Origin of the sequence: Halapricum salinum, assembly GCF_004799665.1 — an archaeon.
Taxonomy (GTDB): Archaea; Halobacteriota; Halobacteria; order Halobacteriales; family Haloarculaceae; genus Halapricum; species Halapricum salinum.
The window spans coordinates 2,227,280-2,249,622 of the sequence record NZ_CP031310.1; the positions used below are offsets into that span (position 1 = coordinate 2,227,280).

A 22,343-nucleotide genomic window follows, 5' to 3' on the forward strand; every position below is an offset into this window, starting at 1 on the left:
ATTTTATGACGTAGTAGATCGATGAATGTGTCATTCGGAAGACAGTCACTGGGAGAGATGAAATATGAGTGATTCGAGCGAGACCGAACATATCGAATCGACCGAGGCGGCCGCTACACTGTTGGCAGTCGCCTCGAGCTACAAGGTGCGCGGGAAATTTACCGATGACCAGGGCGCGGGGGTGGTAGGCCAGAACGACGCTGGCAGTGGGACGCCACTCGGCGTGCAGGGCGCGGTGCCAAACAGCGCCGACGGATTCGGACTGGCGACGCCAGACGACGCCCGGATCGAGGGTGACATCGAGTCTTCGAGCGGGCACGCGTTGACCGTCGGCGGCGTGCCGACTCTCCAGCTTGGTCCGGAGGGGACCGACGGCGGTGGCGATCCGGCGGGCGGAAACGTGGTCGCGGGGCTCGAGAGCAACAGCGCGAACAACGCCGCCGGGGCGACGATCAGCGGAGGTGGCAATGCCAGCCTCAACGGCGATCCGAACAGCGTGACGGACAACTTCGGGACCGTCGGCGGCGGTCATTCGAACACCGCCGGCGACGCCCAGTCTGGCACGACAAGTGCCGTCCACGCGACAGTCGGGGGTGGCCAGTTCAACGAGGCCAGCGGCGAGAATAGCACGGTCGGCGGCGGTACCGGAAACAAGGCCACAGCGTTGGCTGCAACTGTCGCTGGCGGGGACTCGAACGGTGCCACCGACCGATGGGCGACGATCGCTGGTGGCAGTCGGAACTTGACGAGCTCCGAGAACGCGTTCATCGGGTCTGGATCGTTCAACCAGGCCGACGGGAGTGACTCAGTCATCGCAGGTGGGGAAAACAACACCACAATTGGTCCATTCAGTGCCATCGGTGGCGGTGAGGACAACCGGACTGGAACGTCGGGCACGGCCTTCGGTTTTTACGCGACCATACCAGGTGGGCGGAGCAACCTTGCCACCGAGGACTACACTTTCGCAGCAGGCCGGCAGGCGAAGGCCGAGCACGCGGGCGCGTTCGTCTGGGCAGACAGCACCGACGCCAGCGTCTCCTCGTCGGGTGAGGACCAGTTCATCGTCGAGGCGGGCGGCGGCGTCGGGATTGGCGAAACTGATCCCCGGACACAGTTGCACGTGAGCTACAGCAACAACGGCAGCAACATCGAAAACCACACCGCGTTGATCGAAGACACCAACGACTCCAGCTCCAGGGCGCTCGCGGTCAAAATCGGCGATTCTTCGCCGACGGACGTCGACCACTATATCACGTTCTACGACGCCGACGACAACTACCAGGGTGCGATCGAAGGTACCGGTAGTGGGACGGTCCAGCTCGACGGGACGACCGCCGACTACGGCGAGTACATGCCGAAACGCGATTCCACTGCGGACATCGAGACAGCCGACGTGGTCGGCGTCGTCGACGGCGAGATCACGAAACGGACTACCGAGGCGGGGCAGGCGCTGGTCGTCTCCGATCGGTCGATCGTCACGGGCAACTCCCCCGGACCGGACCCCGTCGACCGGGCCGACCACGAGGTGTGTGCGTTCGTCGGCCAGGTGCCCGTGAAGGTCCGTGGGCCCGTAGCTGCGGGCGACCTGCTGGTCCCCTCCGGCGAGCACGACGGGACGGCCCAGGCCGTCGACCCCACTGCGTACCGACCGAATGACGGGCCGCTGATCGGTCGCGCCTGGGAGGGCTCTGACACGGCGGGCGTCCACCGGGTGACCGTGGCCGTCGGCATCGAAGCCGGTGACGTGCTCGGCCCGGCGTTGCGAACTCAGCGGGAAGAACTGCAGGCCGAGAACGAGCGACTCCGCGAGCAACTTGAGGCAAAGGACGACCGGATCGAGGTCCTCGAATCCGAAACCGAACAGTTGCGCGAGCGGCTGGCTGCCCTCGAAGAGCGCGTCACGACTCTCGATACCGGCGGGACAGCGACGCCCGCCGACGACTGACAATCGATCAGTTCGTCCCCGTTCCCAGATATCGGACCGTCGCTCTCGTTCCGGTCTGACCGTAGAGCATGTCTTTACCTGCTGATAATCCTGCCCTAGAAGATTCAGCCCTCGTCCCACCGATTCGAACTGTTTCGATGATGCCGCGATCCGAGCAACCGAATATGGTCAGTCGTCGCGTAACCGAGACGCCCTACCACCCGGTCTCTATCGCCTGCTCGATCCGCTCTAGATAGCGGTCGGTCATCGCCGCTTTCGAGAAGTGCTCGATCACGCCCTCGCGCAGCGTCTCTGGGTCGGGGAAGCGCCGCCCGTCGGTCGCCACTCGTTCCAGATCGGCGATCAGCACGTCCAGGTTGTCGTAGGCGCCTTTGCCCTGCACGGTCGAGACCACTTCCCCCAGGCCGCAGTTGTTCGTCGCGACGACCGGGGTTCCACAGGCCATCGCTTCGACTGCAGCGAGGCCGAACACCTCCTTGTAGGGCGACTGGGGCATGAGCAGCAGGCCGCGTGCGTGCTGGAGGAGGTCGATCTTCTCCTCGGTGTCGACTCGACCGACGTACTCCGCGTAGGGCGACTGTCCGCAGCGAGCCATCACCTGCGTGACGTAGCCGACATCGTCGACGAACAGGTCCTCGCCGACGATCTTGATCGGCACTTCCAGGTGTTCGGCGATGTCGATACACTCTATGATCCCCTTCTCGGGCATGATCCGGTTCAGGGTCATGAGGTAGTCGCCTTTGTCTGTCTGGAGGGGATAGCGATCGACGTCGATCCCGTTGGAGACGTGTCTGACCTCGAAGCCGAGGGTGCGCTGCCAGGCCTCGGCCGCGGCCTGGCTCACCGAGACGTAGTTCGGCTGCTCGACGGGCTTGAGATCGAAACGCGGCATCCCGTGCCAGACGCCCAGGATCGTGGTGTTGGCCATCTCTTCGGGGTGTTCGCGCTTGCGCTGGTAGCTGTGTTTCTGCCAGGAGTGATCGACCACGACGTCGAAGTTCGAGAGTTGGTCGGCGTACATCTCGTAGGCCGTCGGCTCCTTCTGGAAGCACTGCTTGGAGTCGCTGGGCTGTGTCGTCTCGATCGTCTCGACACCTTCGATATCCGTTCCCTGCGGGGCGATCACTGTCACGTCGTAGTCGCGCTGGCCGAGTTCGTGCGCGAGGTTGTACACCATCAGTTCGAGGCCGCCGTAGCCCTCGGGCGGGACCTGCAGGCAGGTGGTCGAGACCACCGCGATGGAGGTGTCTTTATCGATCATCGTCCATGTGGTCGGGGTTCAGCTGTGATTGCATGAACGTTCCGTCGTCGCTCAGGTAGCAGGTCTTCTCGTGGATGCATTTGACGGTGGTGTCGACGTAGATGTCGTAGCCGGCCTGCTGAGCCTTGTGACAGAAGAAGAAGTCCTCGCTGACGCCCGGCTTCTCGCCGAGATGCGTCAGGTCCCAGGGGTGGTCTTCGTAGCCTTTGGTCCAGCGGAACCACGGCCGGTCGACGGCGTCCAGAACCTCGCGGTGGACGAGCAGGCAGCCGAAGCCGACGGCGTCGACGTTGATGAGGCCCTCGCGCTCTTTTTCCATGATCGAGGGGGCGTCGTATTCGTCGAGTCGCCACATCGCCGGATGGGTCCCCTGGGGGTTGTCCATGTAGTACAGCCCCGAGACGATCGGCTGGCCGTGGCGGGTCAGTTGTTGAAAGACGTTCGCCGGCGGCACGACGTCCGAATCCATGAACAGGACCCACTCGGGATCGCTCGCCAGGGCGTCTTCGACGGTTTGCTCCCTGGCGAGGTCGATCGCCGCAGTCCGTTTGGCCACGATCGTATGGGGCGGCATCTGCAGTTCCGAGAGCCTGATCGCCCACCGCATCGATACAGAGCCAGTATGTGGCACCGCGATGGCCACCTCGGTGCCCGACTCACCCGCTGTATTCGACATACCCGAACGTGTTTCAGGACCGATATAGTTCTGTTGCAAACAGCAATCCCTCGGTGGGGTGTGAGTATGAGTAGACGAACACGCATCGTGCAGCGAGAGCGAACGAATCGACGGGAGTCACAAATCTATCGGCTGGTCGATCGCTGGATCAGCATCCGAATAAAGGGAAATAATGTATGTCCTTATCCTTCTTTATTGGCTTTTAGAGTACTTCTCCCGACTACTCTGGGAATGGAATCCACAAGCTATTAGTTGGAATACTCACGCTGTATCAGCAAGAACACAACTGGCGGGAAGTCGTGGTGAGATCACTGGGAAACCACCACACGGTGTTCTGCGGAGAGCTATGAACCAGCGAACGTATCTCAGTACACTTACTGGGCGTGGGCCAGTGGGGACGGCATCCAGGCCCGGCATAGCGGACAGGGGCACGCAGCAACTGACGGCAGGGGGAGACATGCCCCAGCGACGGACAGTGACCGACGACAAGGGTGAGAGATAGATGGGGGAGGGTCCACAGCAGGACGGGGTTACACGTCGAGAGGTGCTGAAGCAGGTCAGCGGTGGGGCTGGAGCGGCCATCTCTGATGTGGCCACGACACAAGCGAGTACATCGTCAGCTGGCGAACCGGTCGCATTGCAGTACTTCCACGAGGATTGGCAGACGATCACTGACAACTTGGATGAGGTCGGCTCGCTGGGATTCGACGCAATCTGGATCCAACAGCCAGCCGAGTCCCTCCTGGACTGGTCAGATCAGGGCGGCCGCAATGACCCACCACTGGGATACCAGCCAATCGACTACACGAACTTCGACAGTTCGTTCGGGACCGAGTCCGAGCTGCAGACGCTCATCGACACGGCCCACGACAACGGCGTCGACGTCATCGTCGACACCGTGCTGAACCACACGGCGAACACGAACGATTACAGTATCCTCGAGCAGTTCGACCAGTCGCACTACCACAACGTACGCGACGGGATTCCGCAGTGGGCGTACAGCTTCAAAGAAGACGATAAACGCTGTTACGAGAACGGCGATACGAACGGGGCACCGAAGGATCCGTACGAATACGAGTGTGATCCGTATCTGGTCGAGAACGCCGCGTTGCTGGGACTGAACGACCTGGATCAGGACCAGCAGTACGTCCGCGACGTGCTGAAGAACTACGTCGACAAGATCGCCAGTCTCGGGGCCGACGGCTATCGCTTCGACGCCGCGAAACACATGGCCGAGTCCTTCTTTGCGAACGACGCCAACCAGTGGGCCGCGGACAACGGGATGTTCCGGGTTGGCGAAGTGTACGACGGCAACCGAAGGTACCTGCGAGGCTACGCGAACGCGGGCCCGGGAATGCACGTCTTCGACTTCCAGCTGTATTACGCAATGAAGAGCGTCTTCAGCGGCGGCGATATGCGCAACCTTCAGGGTGCAGGACTGATCGCGACGGACCCGGGCAAGGCGATGCCGTTCGTCGAGAACCACGACGTGGAAGCCCCCAGTCAGTACGACCTCGCCCACGCGTTCATGCTCAGCAGCGAAGGGTATCCGATGCTGTACAACCTCTATCCCGGCACCCTTCTGGAAAACGACAACATCACGAACGCGGTCTGGGTGAAAAAGAACCTCGCCGGCGGCCGGACTATCTGGCGGCACACCGACAGCAATCTGGCGATCTACGAACGCGAGTCGAACCTCCTGGTCGGGCTCAACAACTCTGGTACCTCTCGCAGCAAGTGGGTCGAGACCTCTTGGGCCGACACGGAGCTCAACGACTACGCGGGCAACGCTGGCAACGTCACGACTGAATCCGACGGCTGGGTCGAGATCACCGTCCCCGCGGAAGGGTGGGTGTTCTACGCGCCAGTGAGCCAGGACATCGACGTCTCTGCGAGCGGCGAAACGGGCGTCCAGAGCGGCGGCGAGGCGACGATAACCATCTCCGCACAGCAGGTCGACCAGCTCGTGATCGAGGATCTGTGGACCGACTGGACACTTAGTTCCGAGAGCTCCGACGGTGGGGCGGTCACGTCCTCGATCGACTCCGCGGGAACGGTGACGATCGACTACGGCTCGCTCCAGACCGACGTCTCCCCGTCGATCACCGTCTCGCTGCCCGAGCGATATGTCGGTGGGACCTACGAGCTCTCAGTCACTGCGAGCAATGTGGACGGCGACTCGGCCGAGTCGACGGCGACGATCTCGATGGGGTGAGTCGACGGTTCATAGGGAATGCTGTAAGGCGGAAGCCGCGCCTTCAGTCGTGGGTCGATGACCAACCCTGGCGTGTCCTCTCTCCTCCCGAAGTATTTTCACGATATACAAATAATTGCAGAATATGCAATCTTCGAAAGTCCTGATCGATTTCCCGTTTCCGGAGGAGCGGATATTCCGGTACCAGGCGATGCAAGATATCTTGCATCACCTCGCGAACAATCCGTTCGAAGAATTCACACAGCAGGAACTCGCGTCGATTACGGGCGCAGATGTCTCGTCTATTTCGCGTTCAGTCGACCTCCTGGAAAAGCTGGGCGTACTCACAGTGAGTGATCAGCGTCCCGCTCGCATTACGATCGACATGGATCACCTCCAACGACCAGATTCCGTCTTTATGATCCCCCAATATGAATTCCGCAAGCCAGTCCAGGTCTATCTCGACGAACTCGAGACGCGTATTCAGAAGAGCGAAGACCTCGACGAACTCGTTGGAGTCGTTCTTTTCGGCAGCGTCGCTCGCGGCACAGCCGATCGCCGGAGTGACATCGACCTTCTCGTCATCCTTGACGGAGACCTCACCTATGGGCGGCGTATTTGTACGTCTCTTGCGCGTGACATCGAGGAAGAGTCGTTCGACGGCCACCGATACGAGTTCGAGGTGCTCGTCGAAACGATCGACACCGCTGTCTCCCACGGAAGCGAGCTGCGTGAGATCTTCGACGACGGACTGGTGCTCGCCCGTTCAGACCAACTACAGGAGCTACGCCAGACTATCTACGCCTCGTCTGGCGGAGGTGAGTAGCGATGCCGATTGATCACGACGATATCGAGCCGGAGCTATCGAACGCGCAGAAGGCGTTCCGTCGCGGTGAGCAAACGCCCGAGGAGGGGCTGGACGTTTCGAGTGCCGACCTTGTCCAACTTCGGAAGGCGTGTCGGCTCCGATCCGGGGCAGAACGATTGCTCAAAGACGGTTACTACACGCTCACGATCGAAGCCGCCTTCACGTCGATCGAACGAACGCTCCTGTTCTGGTTGATCACAGAGGGACATCATGATCCATCTCGGCCGCCCCAATCACACACGACCGCGATCAACCGAAGCGCCGAAGTCGGATTCATCACTGACGAGGTCGCGACAGAACTCGAAGATCTCTGGAACGAAAACCGTGCACATACCTACTACCAGGATGGGATGGCCACAGATGATCGTGCAGATACGATGGTTACGCTCGCTGGCGCGATCCATTCCCAGATCGTCAATCTCGGTCGGCAATCACACGAATGCATTTGCGAGTGATTCGGCGAACAATTTAGCTGAATTGAGGCGCTAAGCCCCCTTCCTCAACGAGCGAACGGCGTTAGCCGTGAGCGAGTAGGGTTGGGTAGTTCACCAGCGGTAGACATCTGGAAACCCTCTCGGCGGGTCTGCTGATTGATCGCTTGCATTGGGATCGTCGCACGTGGTTGTTCATCCGGGTGGTAAACAGGGCCCAAAAACGGTAAAATTTAGGAGCTATGCGCTCTATACTGCCACTTCTACCAATCTATACCAAAAGATACTATACGACATGTTCCTGTGATATGTGGAAAGGCAGGAGTCGGGGCTGAACGGGCGAGAGGGGAACTGATCCCTCTCTTGGGCGAGGAAATCAGCCTGGCTGCTGGCTACCATACACACATGAAACGCAGAGAGTACGTGAGTACACTCGCGAGTCTCGGACTTTTGGGAACGGGTTCCGGGGCGACGGCGAGCAATCAGGGTGTGGCGTCGGGTCAACAACTACGATTTGCGACGAGTGACGACACGCATCATCCGGGACCGCCGCGGTTCACGTCTGTCTACGAGGGGTTCCAGGACAAGATGTTCATCGACTTCGACAACGACCACGCCGGGGGGAAAGACCGGGACAACCTGGCCCCGAGTATCGTGGGCACGCCGGACAAAGACCCCTCGAACTACGCGGCGAGTGACTTCTCGTGGTCGATCACATCCGCTCCCTCGGGCAGTAACGCGACACTGGAGTACGCGCCCCCGGACGGCGCGGCAAGCAATCCAGTGCAGCAGTACGACTCCGGCGATCACAACGTCGTCGAGTTCGTCCCGGATGTCGCCGGCGAATACGTGCTGGAACTGGACGCCCCGGACGGGACCCACGAGCAGTGGATCTACGCGTTCCCGTCGCCGCCGAGCGGCTCCGGTGGCCCGCCGCGAATCAGTATCGACGGCCACTACGACAGCGACACCGACGAGTTCGTCCTGGAGTCGAACCCGCGGCTCGCGCCGGGGAGCAATCGCGCCGTCGCCGATCTCGAAGTCTACTGGCGGGCCGACGATCGCGACGCGCTCACGTTCGAGCAGCTGGGCGGGACCGACAGCTGGACGGTCCGGATCCCGAAGGGCGACCTCGGGGGCGAAACGGCACGCCTGCACGCCGCGCCGTTCGACGGCGACGTCCACGGCATGACCGACACCGTCGTGCTCGACCCTGCCAGCGAGACCGTCGAGTACCCCAACCGACCGCCCGAGTGGATGCACGACGGCGTCATGTACCAGATCTTCCCCCGGTCGTTCGAGGGGCCGCCACCGGACGGGGAGTGGCCCTTCGAGAACTCCAACGCCCACTTCGCGGCGTTCAAAGACCGACTGGACTATCTTGATGACCTCGGGGTCGACGTCATCTGGTTCACACCGGTCGTTCCCGGAGAGAGCTCCAACTGGAAGCCCCAGAAGTACAAGCGCATGCAGGACAACCCCGACCCCGATGTGGACCCGATTCTCGACTTCAAGTACTCCGGGGGCGGACCCCACGGCTACGACGCCCTCTCGTATTTCCAGGTCGCCGAGGACCTGGGCTCGCAGTATTCGATCGAGGACTACTACGACGACCCCCAGACCCGGCAGGCCGCCCGCGAGAACGCCATGGCCGAGTACAAGGAGTTCATCCAGGCCGCAAACGACCGCGGGATCAAGGTCTGTTTCGACCTCGTGATCAACCACTGCGGTCGCCATCACGAGTTCTTCCAGGACACGATCGAGACCAAGGGGCCCCGGACCTGGGCTTATCGGGACGTCGACGCCTGGGCCGACGGCCAAAGTGGTCGGCGCTACTCGAAGTACTTCGACTGGTTCGACCGGATGGACGCCCCGATCACGCGCGATTCCGACGGCTACGTCATCGAGGTCGCACCCGCCGAGACGGGCTTTGCCGGCCTGCGAGTCATGCCGAACATCAACTACAGCAACGTCGCGATGCGCGAACACATCCTCGCTGCGGCGGACTTCCTCTCGGGAGAGGTCGGCGTCGACGCCTTCCGGTGTGACATCGCCTACGGCGTCCCACACTCGATCTGGAAGGAGATCCGTAACGTCGTCCGGGCAAACGACAGCGAGTTCATGCTGCTCGACGAGACGATCCCGAACGACCCCAGCATGGCCGAAAACGAGTTCGACATGCACTTCGACACGTCGGACTTCATGGGGGCCGGTGCCCACGAGATCGTCAAGGGCAACAAGGGGATGCAGAGCCTCTACGGGCTCGTCGACAAGCGTCGCAGCGAAGGCTGGCCCGACCACACGCTCATCGTCAACTCAACAGGTAATCACGACGAGTTCCGGACGCTGGATCTGGCACTGGATTCGGGTGCCAGAGCCAACCCCGAGAAAGCCCAGCGCGCCGTCTGGGCCGCGGGGGTCGCACTCCCGGGCGTGCCGTTCGTCTACTACGGCCAGGAGCGCCAACTGAGCAAGTACGGCATCGAGCGGTACAACTACGACGGCTCCGGGGAGGACCCACGTTCGAACGACGGCGACGTCGGCCCCGGGAATCCCTCGCGGGCGTTCATGAACTGGGGCGACCAGTTCCCACAGAGCCACCTCGACTTCTACAAAGACGTACTGGCGTACTACCACGAGGATCCGGTACTCAAACCGGACGCCAAGCTGGAGGGCGCAGACACACGCAACCCCGTCGGCGACATTCTCTCGTTCCGGCGTCGCAAGGGCGAGCAGGCTCGCCTCGTCCTAGTCAACGCGAGTGACGGAACGGGGTACGTCGACGTCCATTCGAGCGTCTCGACGCGGGACCTGCTGACCGGCACAGACGTCGAGGTCGGTGACAGTCAGGACACGCCGGCGAACTTCGATCGGGTCGGCTTCGACACCATTGCGGTGCTGGACGCGCCGCCGAACTACGCGGTCGACCTCGAACTCCCGAGCGGTGACGACGACGGCCCCGGGAGCTACAACTACCCGGCCAGCCCCGACTTCGCCGACGACGCCTTCGACCTGACTGGCTTCCGCGTCGAGGATTCGGGCCAGACCTATCGCTTCGAGTTCGATATCGGCGGACAGCTCACCAACCCCTGGAACTACAGCGAGGGCTTCTCAGTCCAGCACTTCCAGGTCTATCTCCGCGACCCCCAGGGATCGGGCGGCTCGACCGACGGTCGCACCGGGACGAACGTCACGTTCGATTCGGCGTATCACTACCGGCTCGTGGTCGACGGCAAAAACGGAGCTCGGGTCGAGGACGCCGCCGGCAGTCAGCTGGCGACCGGAACGGTATCTGTCTCGGGCAGCACCGTTCACGTCGAGATCGACGAGAGTGCGATCAGCCCCTCGCTGACCAGCCTGGAGATCGCACCGCTTGTGCTCGGGTTCGATCCGGATCGGGCCGGCAACGTCGTTCCAGTCCAGCAAGAACCGGGCTGGAAGGCTTTCGGCGGCGGCGACGGCTCGGGCAACGCACCCCACGTGATCGACGTGGCGACGCCGCCCAGCGTCACCGCGTCGAACGCCCTGTCGTACACGAACGATTCGAAAGCGTCGATCCCGTTCATGTCGGTCGAGGAGGGGTACGCGACGCTGCAGTCGTGGTCCGATACGACCGGCGACGACACCAGCGTCTACACCTACCCCACCAGCCCAGACTTCCAGGAGGGGGCTCTCGACGTCACGGACTTCGTCGTGAAAGCAAACCACTCGCGGTACCGCTTCGAGACGACCTTCGACGTTCCGTACGTGCGAAACCCGTTCGACCTCCCGCTGGGATTCTCCCACCAGTTCTTCCAGATCTACATCCGCGACCCCGACTCGTCGGGGCCGTCGACGACCAGTGGCTGGGGCGGGCTGGGCGCGTCGACCGAACAGCCCTATCATTACCGGCTGGTCGTCAACGGCCAGTACGACCGTCGACTCGAAGTCCCCGATGGCAGTGGCGGGTTCACGACCGTCAGTCACGACGTCGACGCGAGTGTCGACGGCGACACGATCGCCATTTCGGTCCCGCGGTCGGTCTTCGACGGCGACCTCACCGACATGGAGATCGCACCGGTGATCGCGCCGTACGATGGAAACACTACCGACAATCTCCGAGACATCACCGCGAGCGCTGGGGGATTCAGCTTCGGCGGCGGGACGAGCAACGACGACACTCGGATCATCGACGCGATCACTCCCGAGGGTGCGTCGGTCAGTAGTGTCGTCTCCGCGGGGACGATCCCGTTCGTCTCGTTCGGCTCGGGGCGGACGATCGCGACGTTCAGCGACTCGGCCGGAGACGACGACGGCCCGGGAAGCTACACCTATCCGACGGCCTCGATCTACGAGGACGGGGTCTTCGACATCACATCCGTTACCTTCCGCGAGACCGACAGCCGCTACTACGTCGACGTCAAGCTGGAGAATCTCAACGCCAGCGGCTACGAGGACGGATCGATAGCGGCCAACGGCTTCGAACTGCAGACCGTCGGGATCTACCTCCGTGATCCCCAGGCCTCGGGCGGCTCGACGACCGGCCGGAACGGGACGAATCTGACGTTCACGCAGAACTACCACTACCGAATCCACGCGGAAGGATTCGCCGGCTACAGCGCCATGGAGGACGCGAGCGGGAGTTCCCTCTCGGGAGTGCTTGCGGTGGGTGCCGACGCGTCGACCGACACGATCAGCGTGGGCGTTCCCAAGCACGCCCTCGGTGTACCGCTGGAGCGGATGGAGGCGACCGTGTTCGTCTTCGGACAAGCGGGCGGCCAGACCGGTCGCATCCGTCAGGTCGAAGCCTCGAACGGCAGTTTCACGCCCGGTGGCGGCCGCGACGACGAGATGGATCCCAACGCGATCGACATGGTCGATCCCGTCGGCATCGACCAGGCGAGCGCGTTGTCGTACACGGACTCGACGAAAGCGAGCGTCCCGTTCTTCGCGATCGGCGGAGCGCCGTCCGTCAGTGGCTCGCCCGCACTGGACCCCGATAGCGACGGCAAATACGAAGACGTCGACGGCGACGGCGACACGGACGCCGACGACGCCATGACCCTGTTCAACAACCGAGCAAGCGACGTGGTCACAGACAACGTCGCCGGGTTCGACTTCAACGACAACGGGCGGATCGACATCGGTGACGTGATCTCGCTGTTCCAGGAGGTGACCAACTGATGGCGAGTACGACGCTCTCGCTGGCGGCGGACTCGACGACGGTGGAACTCGACGGCACGACGACCGTCGACCTCGTGGTCGACGCGGCGACGAACGACGTCTCGGCCTACGATCTGACGGTCGCGCTCGACACCGAGCGCGTCGCCGACATCACGGACGTCTCGCTGGCGACCGATTCCAGTGGCGGCGCGCCGGACCAGCAGTCGGTCTCGATCGCGGCCGATCACAACAGTGCGACCGTCTCGGCGGCGTACCTCGGCGACGCCGTCACGGGGAGCGCGCCGACGATCGTCACCGTCACCGTCGAGGCCGTCGCGCCCGGCTCGACGGACATCGTCCTGACGAGCGGGACCGACTCTGAGGTGTCCGATTCGGCCGGCGACGCCTACACGATCACCGACACGGACTCGGAGACCATCACGACCGAAGACACGACTGGGCCCATGGCTGAAGCCGGGCCGGACACCACTGTCGCCTCTGGCACAGTGGTCACCTTCGACGCCTCGGCCTCGACGGACAACGGCTACATCCTCGACTACGAGTGGGACTTCGGCGACGGCACGACCGACACCGGAGAGACGGTCACCCACAACTACGGTTCGACCGGTAGCTACACCGCCACGCTCACCGTGACCGACAGCGCGGGCAACACTGGGACGGACACGCGAACGGTCGACGTCGCGGATCTCCTCACCGAGAAGTGGTCGACCGACCTCAGTGGTCGAGTACAGTTTTCCACTCTCGCAGTCGGCTCCCAGCGCGTCTTCGTCGGCGGGCTGGACGCGACCTTCCACGCTCTGGATAAGGCCGACGGAACCGTCGACGGGGCGGCCTGGACAGTCGAACGCGCCGGCGCACTCGCCGATTCCTCGCCCACCATCGACGGCGGGCGCGTCTACGTCGGCAGCGGCGGCGGGACCCTGTACGCCTGGGCGACCGACGGTACGCAGGCCTGGCAGTACGACACCGACAGCGCGATTGTTTCCTCGCCCGTCGTGGCGAGCGACGTCGTCTACGTCGGCACGAACGACGGCCGAGTGCTCGCACTCGACGACACGTCGAACGGCGCCGAACTGTGGAGTTATGACGCCGGTGCACCGATCTACTCGGCGATTGCCGTCGACTCGGGACGGGTGTTCGTGACGACCGACGACGGCCGCCTCGTCGCGCTCGACACCAACGGATCGTTCCTGTGGGAACACGACACTGGGGCGGAACTGGGCCACTCCTCGCCCGTCGTGAGCGGCGGGACGGTCTACCTCGCCGCCGACGCCGTCTATGCCTTCGATCCGGCCGGCGGCTCGGTCCTGTGGCAGCAATCGTACGGCGGGACGGTAGGTTCGAGCCCCACTGTCGACAGTGGCACGCTGTACGTCGGCGACGCCTCGGGGACGGTCTGGGCGCTCGACACCGGCAATAGCGGCGCGGAACGCTGGCACTACGAGACCGGCAGCACGGTCGGCTCGGACCCGGCAGTCACGGGCAGTCGGGTCGCGGTCGGGGCCGACGACGGCTCGCTCTATCTGCTGGACGCGAGCACGGGCGATCTCGTCCAGGAAACGGCGGTCGGTGGGCGCGTCCGCTCCTCACCGACGGTCGTCGACGGCGTCCTCTACGTCGGCGACGACAGCGGCACGGCGTTCGCCCTCGACAACGTCTGATCAGGCTCGAAACGACGCTCACACAGAATCGAGGAGGACGCCCACGACTTCAGTCGTGGGTCGATGACTTGTCCTCTCCCGACCGGAGTCATAGTTTCGTTGTTTGAGAAACCAACACATCTTTCCCGTTGGCCACGGAACCAACGAAGTGACGGATGGAACCGACGGCCGACGACCTCGATGGGTACGACGACGCGACGGTGTACGAGGACGGAACAGTCGTTCGTGTGTCCGTTCGGCGGACGGATAACGACGCGTACCCGTCGGGATGGAAGTACACGTTCCACTACGGAGCGCTGACCGCGGGTCCCGAGACGCTCGATGACGGCACGATTCGGGGCTATCTCGAAAATCGAAGATTTTCGACGACTCTTCGAAACGGCCCTGCCGTTTCGAGACGATAACGCCCACGAGGACACGAAAGGTCACGAACTACACGTCGCTCCCGACCCAGAACCGGAGTACATCGAGTTCCCTGGCATCGAGGAACTATACGAACGGTTCTGGGACGAGATTCCGAAGCCACGGTTCGGTCCATCCAATGACAACGGTGATACCCATGACTGAACCAAACGTGCTCGTCGTCACGGTTGATGACGAGCCCAGCCCGTACGAATACGGCCTCGAAGCGATTCAGGCGCTCAAAGACGGCGAGAGCCTGGACCAACCCGCGACTGTCAGGTTCCCGAACGAGAGCCAACTGACCGACGTCTTCAACGAACGCACGTACACGCTCCTGCGTGTGATCAGAGACGAAGCACCCGAGAGCATCCGCGAGACGGCGCGGCTGGTCGGCCGAGACAAGAAGAACGTCCACGAGGAACTGACGACGCTCGAAGCGCTCGGGGTCATCCGCTTCGAATCCGTCGGGCGGGCGAAAAAGCCCGTCTTCCCCTACGACGATCTCGTCGTCACACCGCTTGCTCACGACTCCGGAGACGGGGCTGCTGCGGCGCCCTGACAGTGAGTCCCATCCCAATATTGTAACTCTACCCGAAATCAATATATAAATAAGTTTCGTATAGTGTTACAACATGCTCAGTCGAATCGAGCTTGAGGTGCTCGCCACTACCAAACGTGGTAACACGATTTCCGATATCGCAGGCGAACTCGGCTACAGCGAAAGCTACGTCTCTCGTGCGGTCTCGAACCTCACCGAGAAGGGGCTCTGCTACACGAAACGGGATGGCCGTCGAAAGCGAGTGAGTCCGTCCGACGCTCGTACAGTCGAAGTATATCAGAATCTCGTTCAGGAGTACTCGCACATCGACTTTCCGGATCTGCTGACCGGCAAGAGTCTCGAAGTCCTCTACTATCTGGACCAGCCACGCACAGTCACCGAGATCGCTGACGCGAGCGACAACTACCGCAACACCGTCAATCGTGTCCTGAAACGGTTCCGTGACCGCGGACTCGTCGGTGCGGACGACGGACGATATCAGTTCAATAAGGACTTCCACCGCCTGCACGAGTTCGCGCGTGAACTCGCACACCACCTCCATCGCCAGCGACTGGACGGAGTCACATCACGCGGGACGATTCTCTGGGAAGGCTACGACGAATTTCTCGCACAGACCGAGACAGAAATCGACGCTGAAGCATTTCACGAGACTGGACTTGCCCGGTTCGCTACGTTCGGCCTCCAGTTTCTGTTGACCGGAAAACGCTACTACTTCTATTCCGAGCAGATTGACGCCATTGAGCCTCCTGATCTCTGCTGTCACACGCTGTTGATCGACGACGGTACCCGCCATCAGTCGTACTGTCTGTTACTGCTCAGTCACATTGAGGTCGATGCAGATGCGCTCAGAGAGACGGCGTCGAAGTACGGACTTGAGACTGAAATCGACGCACTGCTACGGTATCTTCAGAACAGCGGCGACGTTGGGGATAACCGACTACCCGAGTGGTCAGCATTCGAAGAACTGGCGGCCGACTACGGGGTGACAGTGCCACAATGAGACCAACCTTTGGACGCGAGTACGTCGAGGATGAGTTCCAGCAGATCGCTGCTGCGCTCGCGGAGCCCCTTACTGTCTATCTGATCGGTGGCGGTGCAATGGCACTCCGGGATCTGAAAGGTGCAACCAAAGATATTGATCTTGTCGTCGCCGACGGCGACGCCTATGCCCGGCTGTGGGCTGTGCTGACGGATCTGGGGTATACAGAGATCCAATCGCTGGACGCAGATTACCGAGCCCTCGGTGCCACGAGTTGTGTGGAAAACGACGATGGATGTCGCATCGACATCTTCAATCAGCAGGTTGCGAACAAACTGGTGTTGACCGAGGGGATGGTCGATCGCAGTGAGCCGTTTCTCACGACCGGGCCCCTGACCGTTCGCTTGGTCAGGAACGTGGATATTTTCCTCTTCAAGCTAGTTGCAGGCCGTGACGACGATATCGAGGATATGAGTGTCCTCGTTGAGGCCGGCCTCGACTATAATTTCGTCGAGACCGAACTGGAGCGGCAGATCGAACGGCTCGGTGACGACCAGTTCACGACGTTTGCGAACGAGGCGTTGCTCGAACTGCAAGAGCGATACGGTGTGACTACGCCCATCGAGGACAGAGTTCGAGAGCTCACGCGGCGGTACTATCACGGATTGGAGGTTCTCCAGATACTCGACGAGCCCAAATCAATCGAGGAAGTGGCGGCCGAACTCGACCTCGAGGTTTCGACGGTCAACGAACGCATCGCGTACCTCGAAGAGTTCGACCGCGTCACTCGAGACGGCGATATGATAATCCTGCCTGAGCAACAGAGGAACTGAGCAGCAGAAATGCCAGTAAACCGAAGCGACATTCGAGAGCTCTGCACCGAGGCGGTCTTCGAACGCGGGCAGAACTACTACGCCGAGGGTCGCATCCGCGAGCGACGGCGCGTTGACGACGTCGTCACTGCTACAGTCGAAGGATCGAAACTGTACGACGTGACGCTCTCACTTTCCGAGCCGGACTTCGATCCATGGTGTACCTGTCCCTACGATGGCCCGGGCGAGTGCAAGCACGTCGTCGCCGTGCTGCTGTCGCTGATCGACGGGCTGCCAGAAGATGAAGGCGACCGCATCGACGAGATTTTCGCGGCTATCGAGCCGAGTGCGCTTCAGGCGTTCGTTCGCGAGGAACTCGCTCGCGACGACGCGATGCTGGATCGGTTTCTCGCGGAATTCGGTGCCACGTCTGGGAAGTCCTACGAAGCGTACCGTGAGGACGTCGTCAAATTGTTCGAGAAACACGCTGAGGAGTACCCTGTGGTCTTCGAGGCGATCGATTTCAGTCGGCTCACCGACCTCGGCGAGCGGTATCGGGCGCAAGGAAACTATCGACAGGCTGCAGCGGTCTACCGTGGGCTGGTCGCTGGCATCGACGACAATATCGACCTCGTCGATGGGGCCTATGACCATTACGCGACGGCCTTCCGGAACAGCCTGGACGCTTTTATTGAGTGCGTCGCCGCGGCGGACGTCTCTCCGTCCGAGTACGGCGAGTACGAAGCGTTTCTGGTCGAGCGAATCGAGTCGGGGGCGCCAGTCCATCGCGAAGAGTTCGAGCGAGCACTGGCCAAGCTGAAAGACACCGTCGAAGACTGATAGGGATTGCTGTCACGATCTACTGCCACGACCGCACGTATTCGTAGGTCGGCCTAACGGACTTCCAGCAATCACTATGAATCGCAGATACGGCACCAGTCGCCATGCCCTCGCAACTGTTCACCCGATGTGTAGGTTCCGTTCGCGCTTCAGACCGAAGTCGAAGATGCGCCACTGTCCCTCGTCCTTACGAAGTTCGTAGACGACGGTTTCGTGATCCTCCCAGAGAATCCGGTCGAACTGGACGACCCGCCGGCCGTTCAATTCCCGAACGCGCTCGATATCGCTAGCGATCTCGAACTGCTTGTGTTCGCGGATCTGCTGCTGTTTGATTGGGATCTCATCGGCGAGCGCTCTCGGATGATAGAGGTCGTGGGCGGCCTCGCCATTGCCCTCGCTGAGTAACGTGACGAACTCGCGGACGACATCTTCGGGCGTCGCCGGTTCCTCACCTGTCTGCGTCTCTGTGTCGTCAGTTTCGGCTGCTGTCTTCCCAGTCCCGTTTGTCAGTTCGTCCGCTGGGCTGTTCTGCCCACCTTCCGGCTGTTTGCTCTCTGAGTCGTCCCCATCGAGCAGGGCTTGGTACTCCTCGAAGTCGGTCGGGTCGAGTAGCTTCCCGAGTTTGTCGTACTCCCGCTTGATCGCGCTGAGGACGTGGTCCATCTGAACCGCACCGCCGTCCTCGGCCGCCAGGATAGCGGCAGTTTGGGCCGCGTTGCGGATGTTCCCGCCTGTCAATTCGAGACTCGCGAGGAACTGGTAGTCCAGATTCTCCGTGGGTGTTTGCTCGGGGAAGGTGACTTTCCAGATAGCTGCTCTCGCTTCCTCGTCGGGGCGCTTGAACGACACCGTCTGGTGAATCCGGCGTTTGAATGCCGTATCGATGTTTGACTCGTAGTTGGTCGTCATCAATACGACACCGTCGTACGATTCGAGTCGCTGGAGGAGATAGTTCACCTCCGCGTTGGCGTATCTGTCAGTGGCGTCTGAGACCTCCGCGCGCTCGCCGAAGACCGCGTCCGCTTCGTCGAAGAGGAGAATCGCGTTCGAGTCCCGTGCCGCGGCGAAGATCTCTTCGAGCTTCTCCTCGGTCTCGCCGATGTACTTCGAGACGACCGACGAGAGGTTGATCTGGTAGATGTCCATCCCGGCGTCGGTGGCGATGATCTCTGCGGCGAGGGTCTTCCCCGTCCCTGACGGGCCGGCGAACATCGACACGACGCCCGTCCCGCGTGAAAAGCGCTCTTCGAAGCCCCACGACTCGTAGACTGTCCCGCGGTGTTTGACGTGGGCGGCGACCTCGCGGAGTTGCCGTTCGGTCTTGTCTGGGAGGACAATCTCTTCCCAGGCGGCGCTGGGTTCGATCCGCTCGGCGAGGTCTTCGAGCCCGCTGGCAGACTGGGCTTTGCAGCCTTCGACCAGCGCGTGGCGGTCGAGCAGTCCGTCGTCGCTGATAGCCCGCGCAGTCTGAATAGCGTCGTCGATCCCGCCCTGCGTGAGTTCGAACGTACTCGCCAGGACATCGATATCGACGTCGGTGGCGAAGGTGTCGGCGTGTTCTTTCCAGAGTTCGCGCCGGAGGTCGAAATCAGGCTTCGAGAATTCGAGCAGTTCGTATTCGCGCTTCTGGACGTCGCTCGTGGGCGTCCACTGCCCGGTTCCGAGGAGATAGAGATCGTGATCGAGATCGGCGAGTTTGGCGACGATCGAGCCGAGTGACTCGCTGTCGGCGTCGAGAGCGGCGTCGGCGTTGGTCAGGACGAGTGGGCAGTCCTGCAAGACGGCTTCGCGGTGGAGGCGGTCGAGCAGATCGCGGTCGAGGACTGCGCCCAGGTCCGCCCGGAGTAGTTGATTCTCGGCCAATGCCTTGACAGCGCGGAGACGCTCGCTACCCACTGGGCCGTAGAAGTAGTGGATGGCTGGTTCTTCCCTGTCTGCGATGGTGTCGAGATGCTGGCGTAGTTCGGGCTCGATTCGGAGGTCGTCCATCACTGTCTCGGGCGTCTCGAGCCCGGCGATGTCGGATAGCTCGGGATCGAGGCCGGCGTCCCCTTCGAGGTAGGAAAGGACCCGTTTTTCGACGCCGATCCGAGCAGTGCGATCGTCCGGGTAGCGTTCGGGGCCGGGCTCGGTCGTGAGCAGTTCGTGTTGGTGGAGCGGTGAGTGATCGCCGACGAGCGTGGCTGCGGCGGTCGTCTCGTCGCTGGTGATACCGAACAGCGCTCGGACGTGCCCGACAGTGAGCCGTCGCGCCCCACCCGCACTGTCGAGTCGTTCGTAGCGATAGCCCGTGTCAGCGTCCAGTTGTGGCGCGAGCGCCAGCAGGAAGACGTCGAGTTCTCGCCGCGAGAGGCCGAATCCCTCGGCGAGTCGGCCCAACCGGAGCGTCGCCTCGTCGGTGTCGCGACACTCCTCGTCGATATCGGTGGCCAGCGCCCGGATCTCCTCGCGGTCGTCCTCGGGCAGCGCGAGCGGAATCCGATCGGGATCGGTGCTGAAACTCGTCGTCGACATCGGTGGTCGGTCGTCCGTGTCGAGTTCCGCCGTCCCGGGATCTTCGCGGCGCTCGTAGGCGTCGAGGATCGCGTCGATACGGTCGAGTTCTGCGTCGAGATGCGCTTGCGTATTTTCGTACGTCATGGTTTCCCCCACCCCAGTGAGGATCCGTCGGATGGCCTTGTTTCCCCACTGTTCGAATTTAAATCTACTCCTTGGAGAACATTTATATCGGGTGCTGGAGAAAGCGGAAGTGAGACACATGGGGTCTGGGTCACGTCGGCGATCTACGGCCGACACAGAATCCAAACGAGGACGGGGGTCCTCGCGGGGGGATCGAACGACGAACGAGCGACGACAACGATCGTCGAGGCGGAAGCCCGACCGCTCGCGCGAAGCGATGGGCGAACGCCTGGGTGTGAAAGTACCAGATGGCGAGACGCGAGCACGCTTGCAGCGCCTCGAACAGCGCGACGGCACCCACCAGGTCAAACAGTGGATCGACGAGGGCATGAAAGTCGAGACGATGGGCATCCCGCCGGATATGGAGGCGTTTCGCCAGCGCCAGGCCGAGCGGTCTGACGAGATCCCCTACGACATCGAACGGCGGAACAGACACTCAGAGATTCGTAGCGACGAGACTGTCCAGCGGATGGGTCCCGCAGGCGAGACTGGCGTTCCTGACTCAGTGCGGGACGTGATCAGTTCCTCGGGGCAGTCGTTGGATGCGTCGATTCAGCGTGCAATGGAAGATCGAATGGGGGACTCGCTCGGTGACGTGCGCGTTCACACTGGGCCGCGAGCGGCAAGCGCGTGTGAGGACATCAACGCGCGGGCGTTCACTGTCGGGAATCACGTCGCGTTCAATTCCGGAGAGTACGATCCAGAGAGTGCAGAGGGTCAGCACGTCCTGGCTCATGAATTGGCGCACGTTCGCCAGCAGACTGGCGGCGCGGTGTCGATGCTGCCACAGGAGGACGTAGGGCTGGAGATCGATCCAGATCCTGCGTTAGAGCGTGAAGCCGAGGAAACCGCCCAGCGCGTGATGGAGGGCGGAGAGTTGGGCATTCAGCGGATGCGCAAGACCGAGGTGCATGTTCAGCGCATGCCTGGCGTCGAGAAACTGCGAGAAGTGCGGGGTCAAGTCGGCGGTTCCAACGACGAACGGGACAAGAGCATTCCGGCTGATCCCGAAGTGCTGGCCAAAGAAGTCCAGCAGATCAAGCAAAATCAGGAACAGGTACTCGAGACGCTCTCGGAAGCCCGACCCGGTGCGCCGACGACGCCGGGTGCTGGTGGTTGGGGGACGACCGCGCTGAAGGGAGTTACCGGGTCGATAGCCTCTGCGGGAGCAGGGGCAGTTATCGGTGGGGCCGCTGGCTCACTCCTCCCCGGTGTTGGCACTGCGGTCGGCGCGACGGCTGGAGCCATGATCGGCGATCTCACGAAAAAGGGTATAGAATACGGTGCTGACCGTGTTCCGGGTAGCCAGGCGAAACAGCTCGACCAGATGTACACCGAGATTACCCAGATGTACAAAGAGCTGAAAGAAGGGGAGCAGACTGGATCCCAGACGATGGAGGTCGATTACTAATGAAAGCTGAGATCGAGAAAGAAACTGAAAGGGGATTCGGAGTTACGGTGCACGATAACGAGAGTGTCAAACACAAAATCGGTGTGCTATATGATGGGGAAATAAACGGCCATCTTCAAGACGGCTACTCAGACGACCCTGCGAAACGAACCGAAGACGAAAACGAACACGTCAATCAAGCTCGCCGCTACGCTCGCTACTACGTCTACGAGCAGCGGGGCTACGACACGGTCGAGCACACCGAAAACCCGGGGTACGTCAACGCCGTCCGAGAAGCCATCGCCGATCTCTCGGACGTGGAGTTCAGACAGTACTTCGGACCGCTGCACCAGCAACTCCGGAGCCACCACGACGACAACGTCGAGCGACTCGTCGATATCCCCCCGGCGCACGGGCCGAGGACGCGGTAATCTACGAACTCGACACCTACCTCGGGATCGATCTCGAAGACGACTCTATCGC

The 22,343-nt window shown here is 61.8% G+C and carries 15 protein-coding genes and 1 pseudogene; 13 read left to right on the plus strand and 3 right to left on the minus strand.

Features of this window, described 5'->3' with window-relative positions; all coding sequences use genetic code 11:
* Positions 1-64 precede the first annotated feature (64 nt).
* The gene (locus tag DV733_RS11060; RefSeq protein WP_049994638.1) at positions 65-1,945 is read left to right on the plus strand and encodes a hypothetical protein; all 1,881 of its coding nucleotides are present in this window, start codon (positions 65-67) and stop codon (positions 1,943-1,945) included.
* A 193-nt stretch (positions 1,946-2,138) separates the two neighbouring features.
* Here DV733_RS11060 and DV733_RS11065 read toward each other — a convergent pair whose 3' ends face one another.
* The gene (locus tag DV733_RS11065; protein ID WP_049994637.1) at positions 2,139-3,206 is read right to left on the minus strand and encodes a glycosyltransferase; all 1,068 of its coding nucleotides are present in this window, start codon (positions 3,204-3,206) and stop codon (positions 2,139-2,141) included.
* Entirely contained in the window at positions 3,196-3,882 is a 687-nt protein-coding gene (locus DV733_RS11070; RefSeq protein ID WP_049994636.1) for a glycosyltransferase family protein, read from the minus strand. Before DV733_RS11070 ends, DV733_RS11065 begins: the two co-directional genes overlap by 11 nt.
* Positions 3,883-4,384: 502 nt before the next feature.
* Between DV733_RS11070 and DV733_RS11075 the strand changes: the two genes are divergently transcribed.
* The 10 genes and pseudogenes from DV733_RS11075 to DV733_RS11120 all read left to right on the plus strand — a co-directional run bounded on the left by DV733_RS11075 (position 4,385) and on the right by DV733_RS11120 (position 17,791).
* Positions 4,385-6,097: an alpha-amylase domain-containing protein gene (locus DV733_RS11075; protein WP_079979504.1), complete on the plus strand. Its 1,713-nt coding sequence runs from the start codon at positions 4,385-4,387 to the stop codon at positions 6,095-6,097.
* 124 nt (positions 6,098-6,221) lie between these two features.
* The gene (locus DV733_RS11080; RefSeq protein WP_049994635.1) at positions 6,222-6,902 is read left to right on the plus strand and encodes a nucleotidyltransferase domain-containing protein; all 681 of its coding nucleotides are present in this window, start codon (positions 6,222-6,224) and stop codon (positions 6,900-6,902) included.
* A gap of 2 nt (positions 6,903-6,904) precedes the next feature.
* Complete coding sequence (locus DV733_RS17710) at positions 6,905-7,399, plus strand: hypothetical protein (RefSeq protein ID WP_049994634.1); 495 nt, start codon at positions 6,905-6,907, stop codon at positions 7,397-7,399.
* 381 nt (positions 7,400-7,780) lie between these two features.
* A complete protein-coding gene (locus DV733_RS11090) occupies positions 7,781-12,538 on the plus strand; it encodes a glucodextranase DOMON-like domain-containing protein (protein ID WP_049994633.1) in 4,758 nt (1,585 codons plus the stop codon).
* On the plus strand, positions 12,538-14,199 hold the full coding sequence (locus DV733_RS11095; protein ID WP_049994632.1) for an outer membrane protein assembly factor BamB family protein: 1,662 nt from the start codon (positions 12,538-12,540) through the stop codon (positions 14,197-14,199). The genes DV733_RS11090 and DV733_RS11095 overlap by 1 nt, the downstream gene beginning before the upstream one ends.
* A gap of 155 nt (positions 14,200-14,354) precedes the next feature.
* Positions 14,355-14,766 (plus strand): annotated as a pseudogene (locus DV733_RS17875) (toxin-antitoxin system TumE family protein).
* Complete coding sequence (locus DV733_RS11105) at positions 14,759-15,160, plus strand: HVO_A0114 family putative DNA-binding protein (RefSeq protein WP_049994631.1); 402 nt, start codon at positions 14,759-14,761, stop codon at positions 15,158-15,160. The pseudogene DV733_RS17875 and the gene DV733_RS11105 overlap by 8 nt, the downstream one beginning before the upstream one ends.
* 73 nt (positions 15,161-15,233) lie before the next feature.
* Entirely contained in the window at positions 15,234-16,160 is a 927-nt protein-coding gene (locus tag DV733_RS11110) for an ArsR family transcriptional regulator (RefSeq protein WP_049994630.1), read from the plus strand.
* The gene (locus DV733_RS11115) at positions 16,157-16,972 is read left to right on the plus strand and encodes a DUF6036 family nucleotidyltransferase (RefSeq protein ID WP_049994629.1); all 816 of its coding nucleotides are present in this window, start codon (positions 16,157-16,159) and stop codon (positions 16,970-16,972) included. The genes DV733_RS11110 and DV733_RS11115 overlap by 4 nt, the downstream gene beginning before the upstream one ends.
* Positions 16,973-16,981: 9 nt before the next feature.
* Positions 16,982-17,791 (plus strand): SWIM zinc finger family protein, encoded by an 810-nt coding sequence (locus DV733_RS11120; protein ID WP_049994628.1) that lies wholly within the window; start codon positions 16,982-16,984, stop codon positions 17,789-17,791.
* A 120-nt stretch (positions 17,792-17,911) separates the two neighbouring features.
* On the opposite strand, the gene DV733_RS11125 is transcribed toward DV733_RS11120, so the two are convergent.
* Entirely contained in the window at positions 17,912-20,431 is a 2,520-nt protein-coding gene (locus tag DV733_RS11125) for an AAA family ATPase (protein ID WP_049994627.1), read from the minus strand.
* A 256-nt stretch (positions 20,432-20,687) separates the two neighbouring features.
* Here DV733_RS11125 and DV733_RS17550 point away from each other — a divergent pair, with 256 nt between their 5' ends.
* Positions 20,688-21,881: an eCIS core domain-containing protein gene (locus DV733_RS17550; RefSeq protein WP_237560510.1), complete on the plus strand. Its 1,194-nt coding sequence runs from the start codon at positions 20,688-20,690 to the stop codon at positions 21,879-21,881.
* Positions 21,882-21,928: 47 nt separating this feature from the next.
* Positions 21,929-22,291, plus strand: a complete 363-nt coding sequence (locus tag DV733_RS17720; RefSeq protein WP_257217565.1) for a hypothetical protein — start codon at positions 21,929-21,931, stop codon at positions 22,289-22,291.
* The last annotated feature ends 52 nt before the right edge of the window (positions 22,292-22,343 follow it).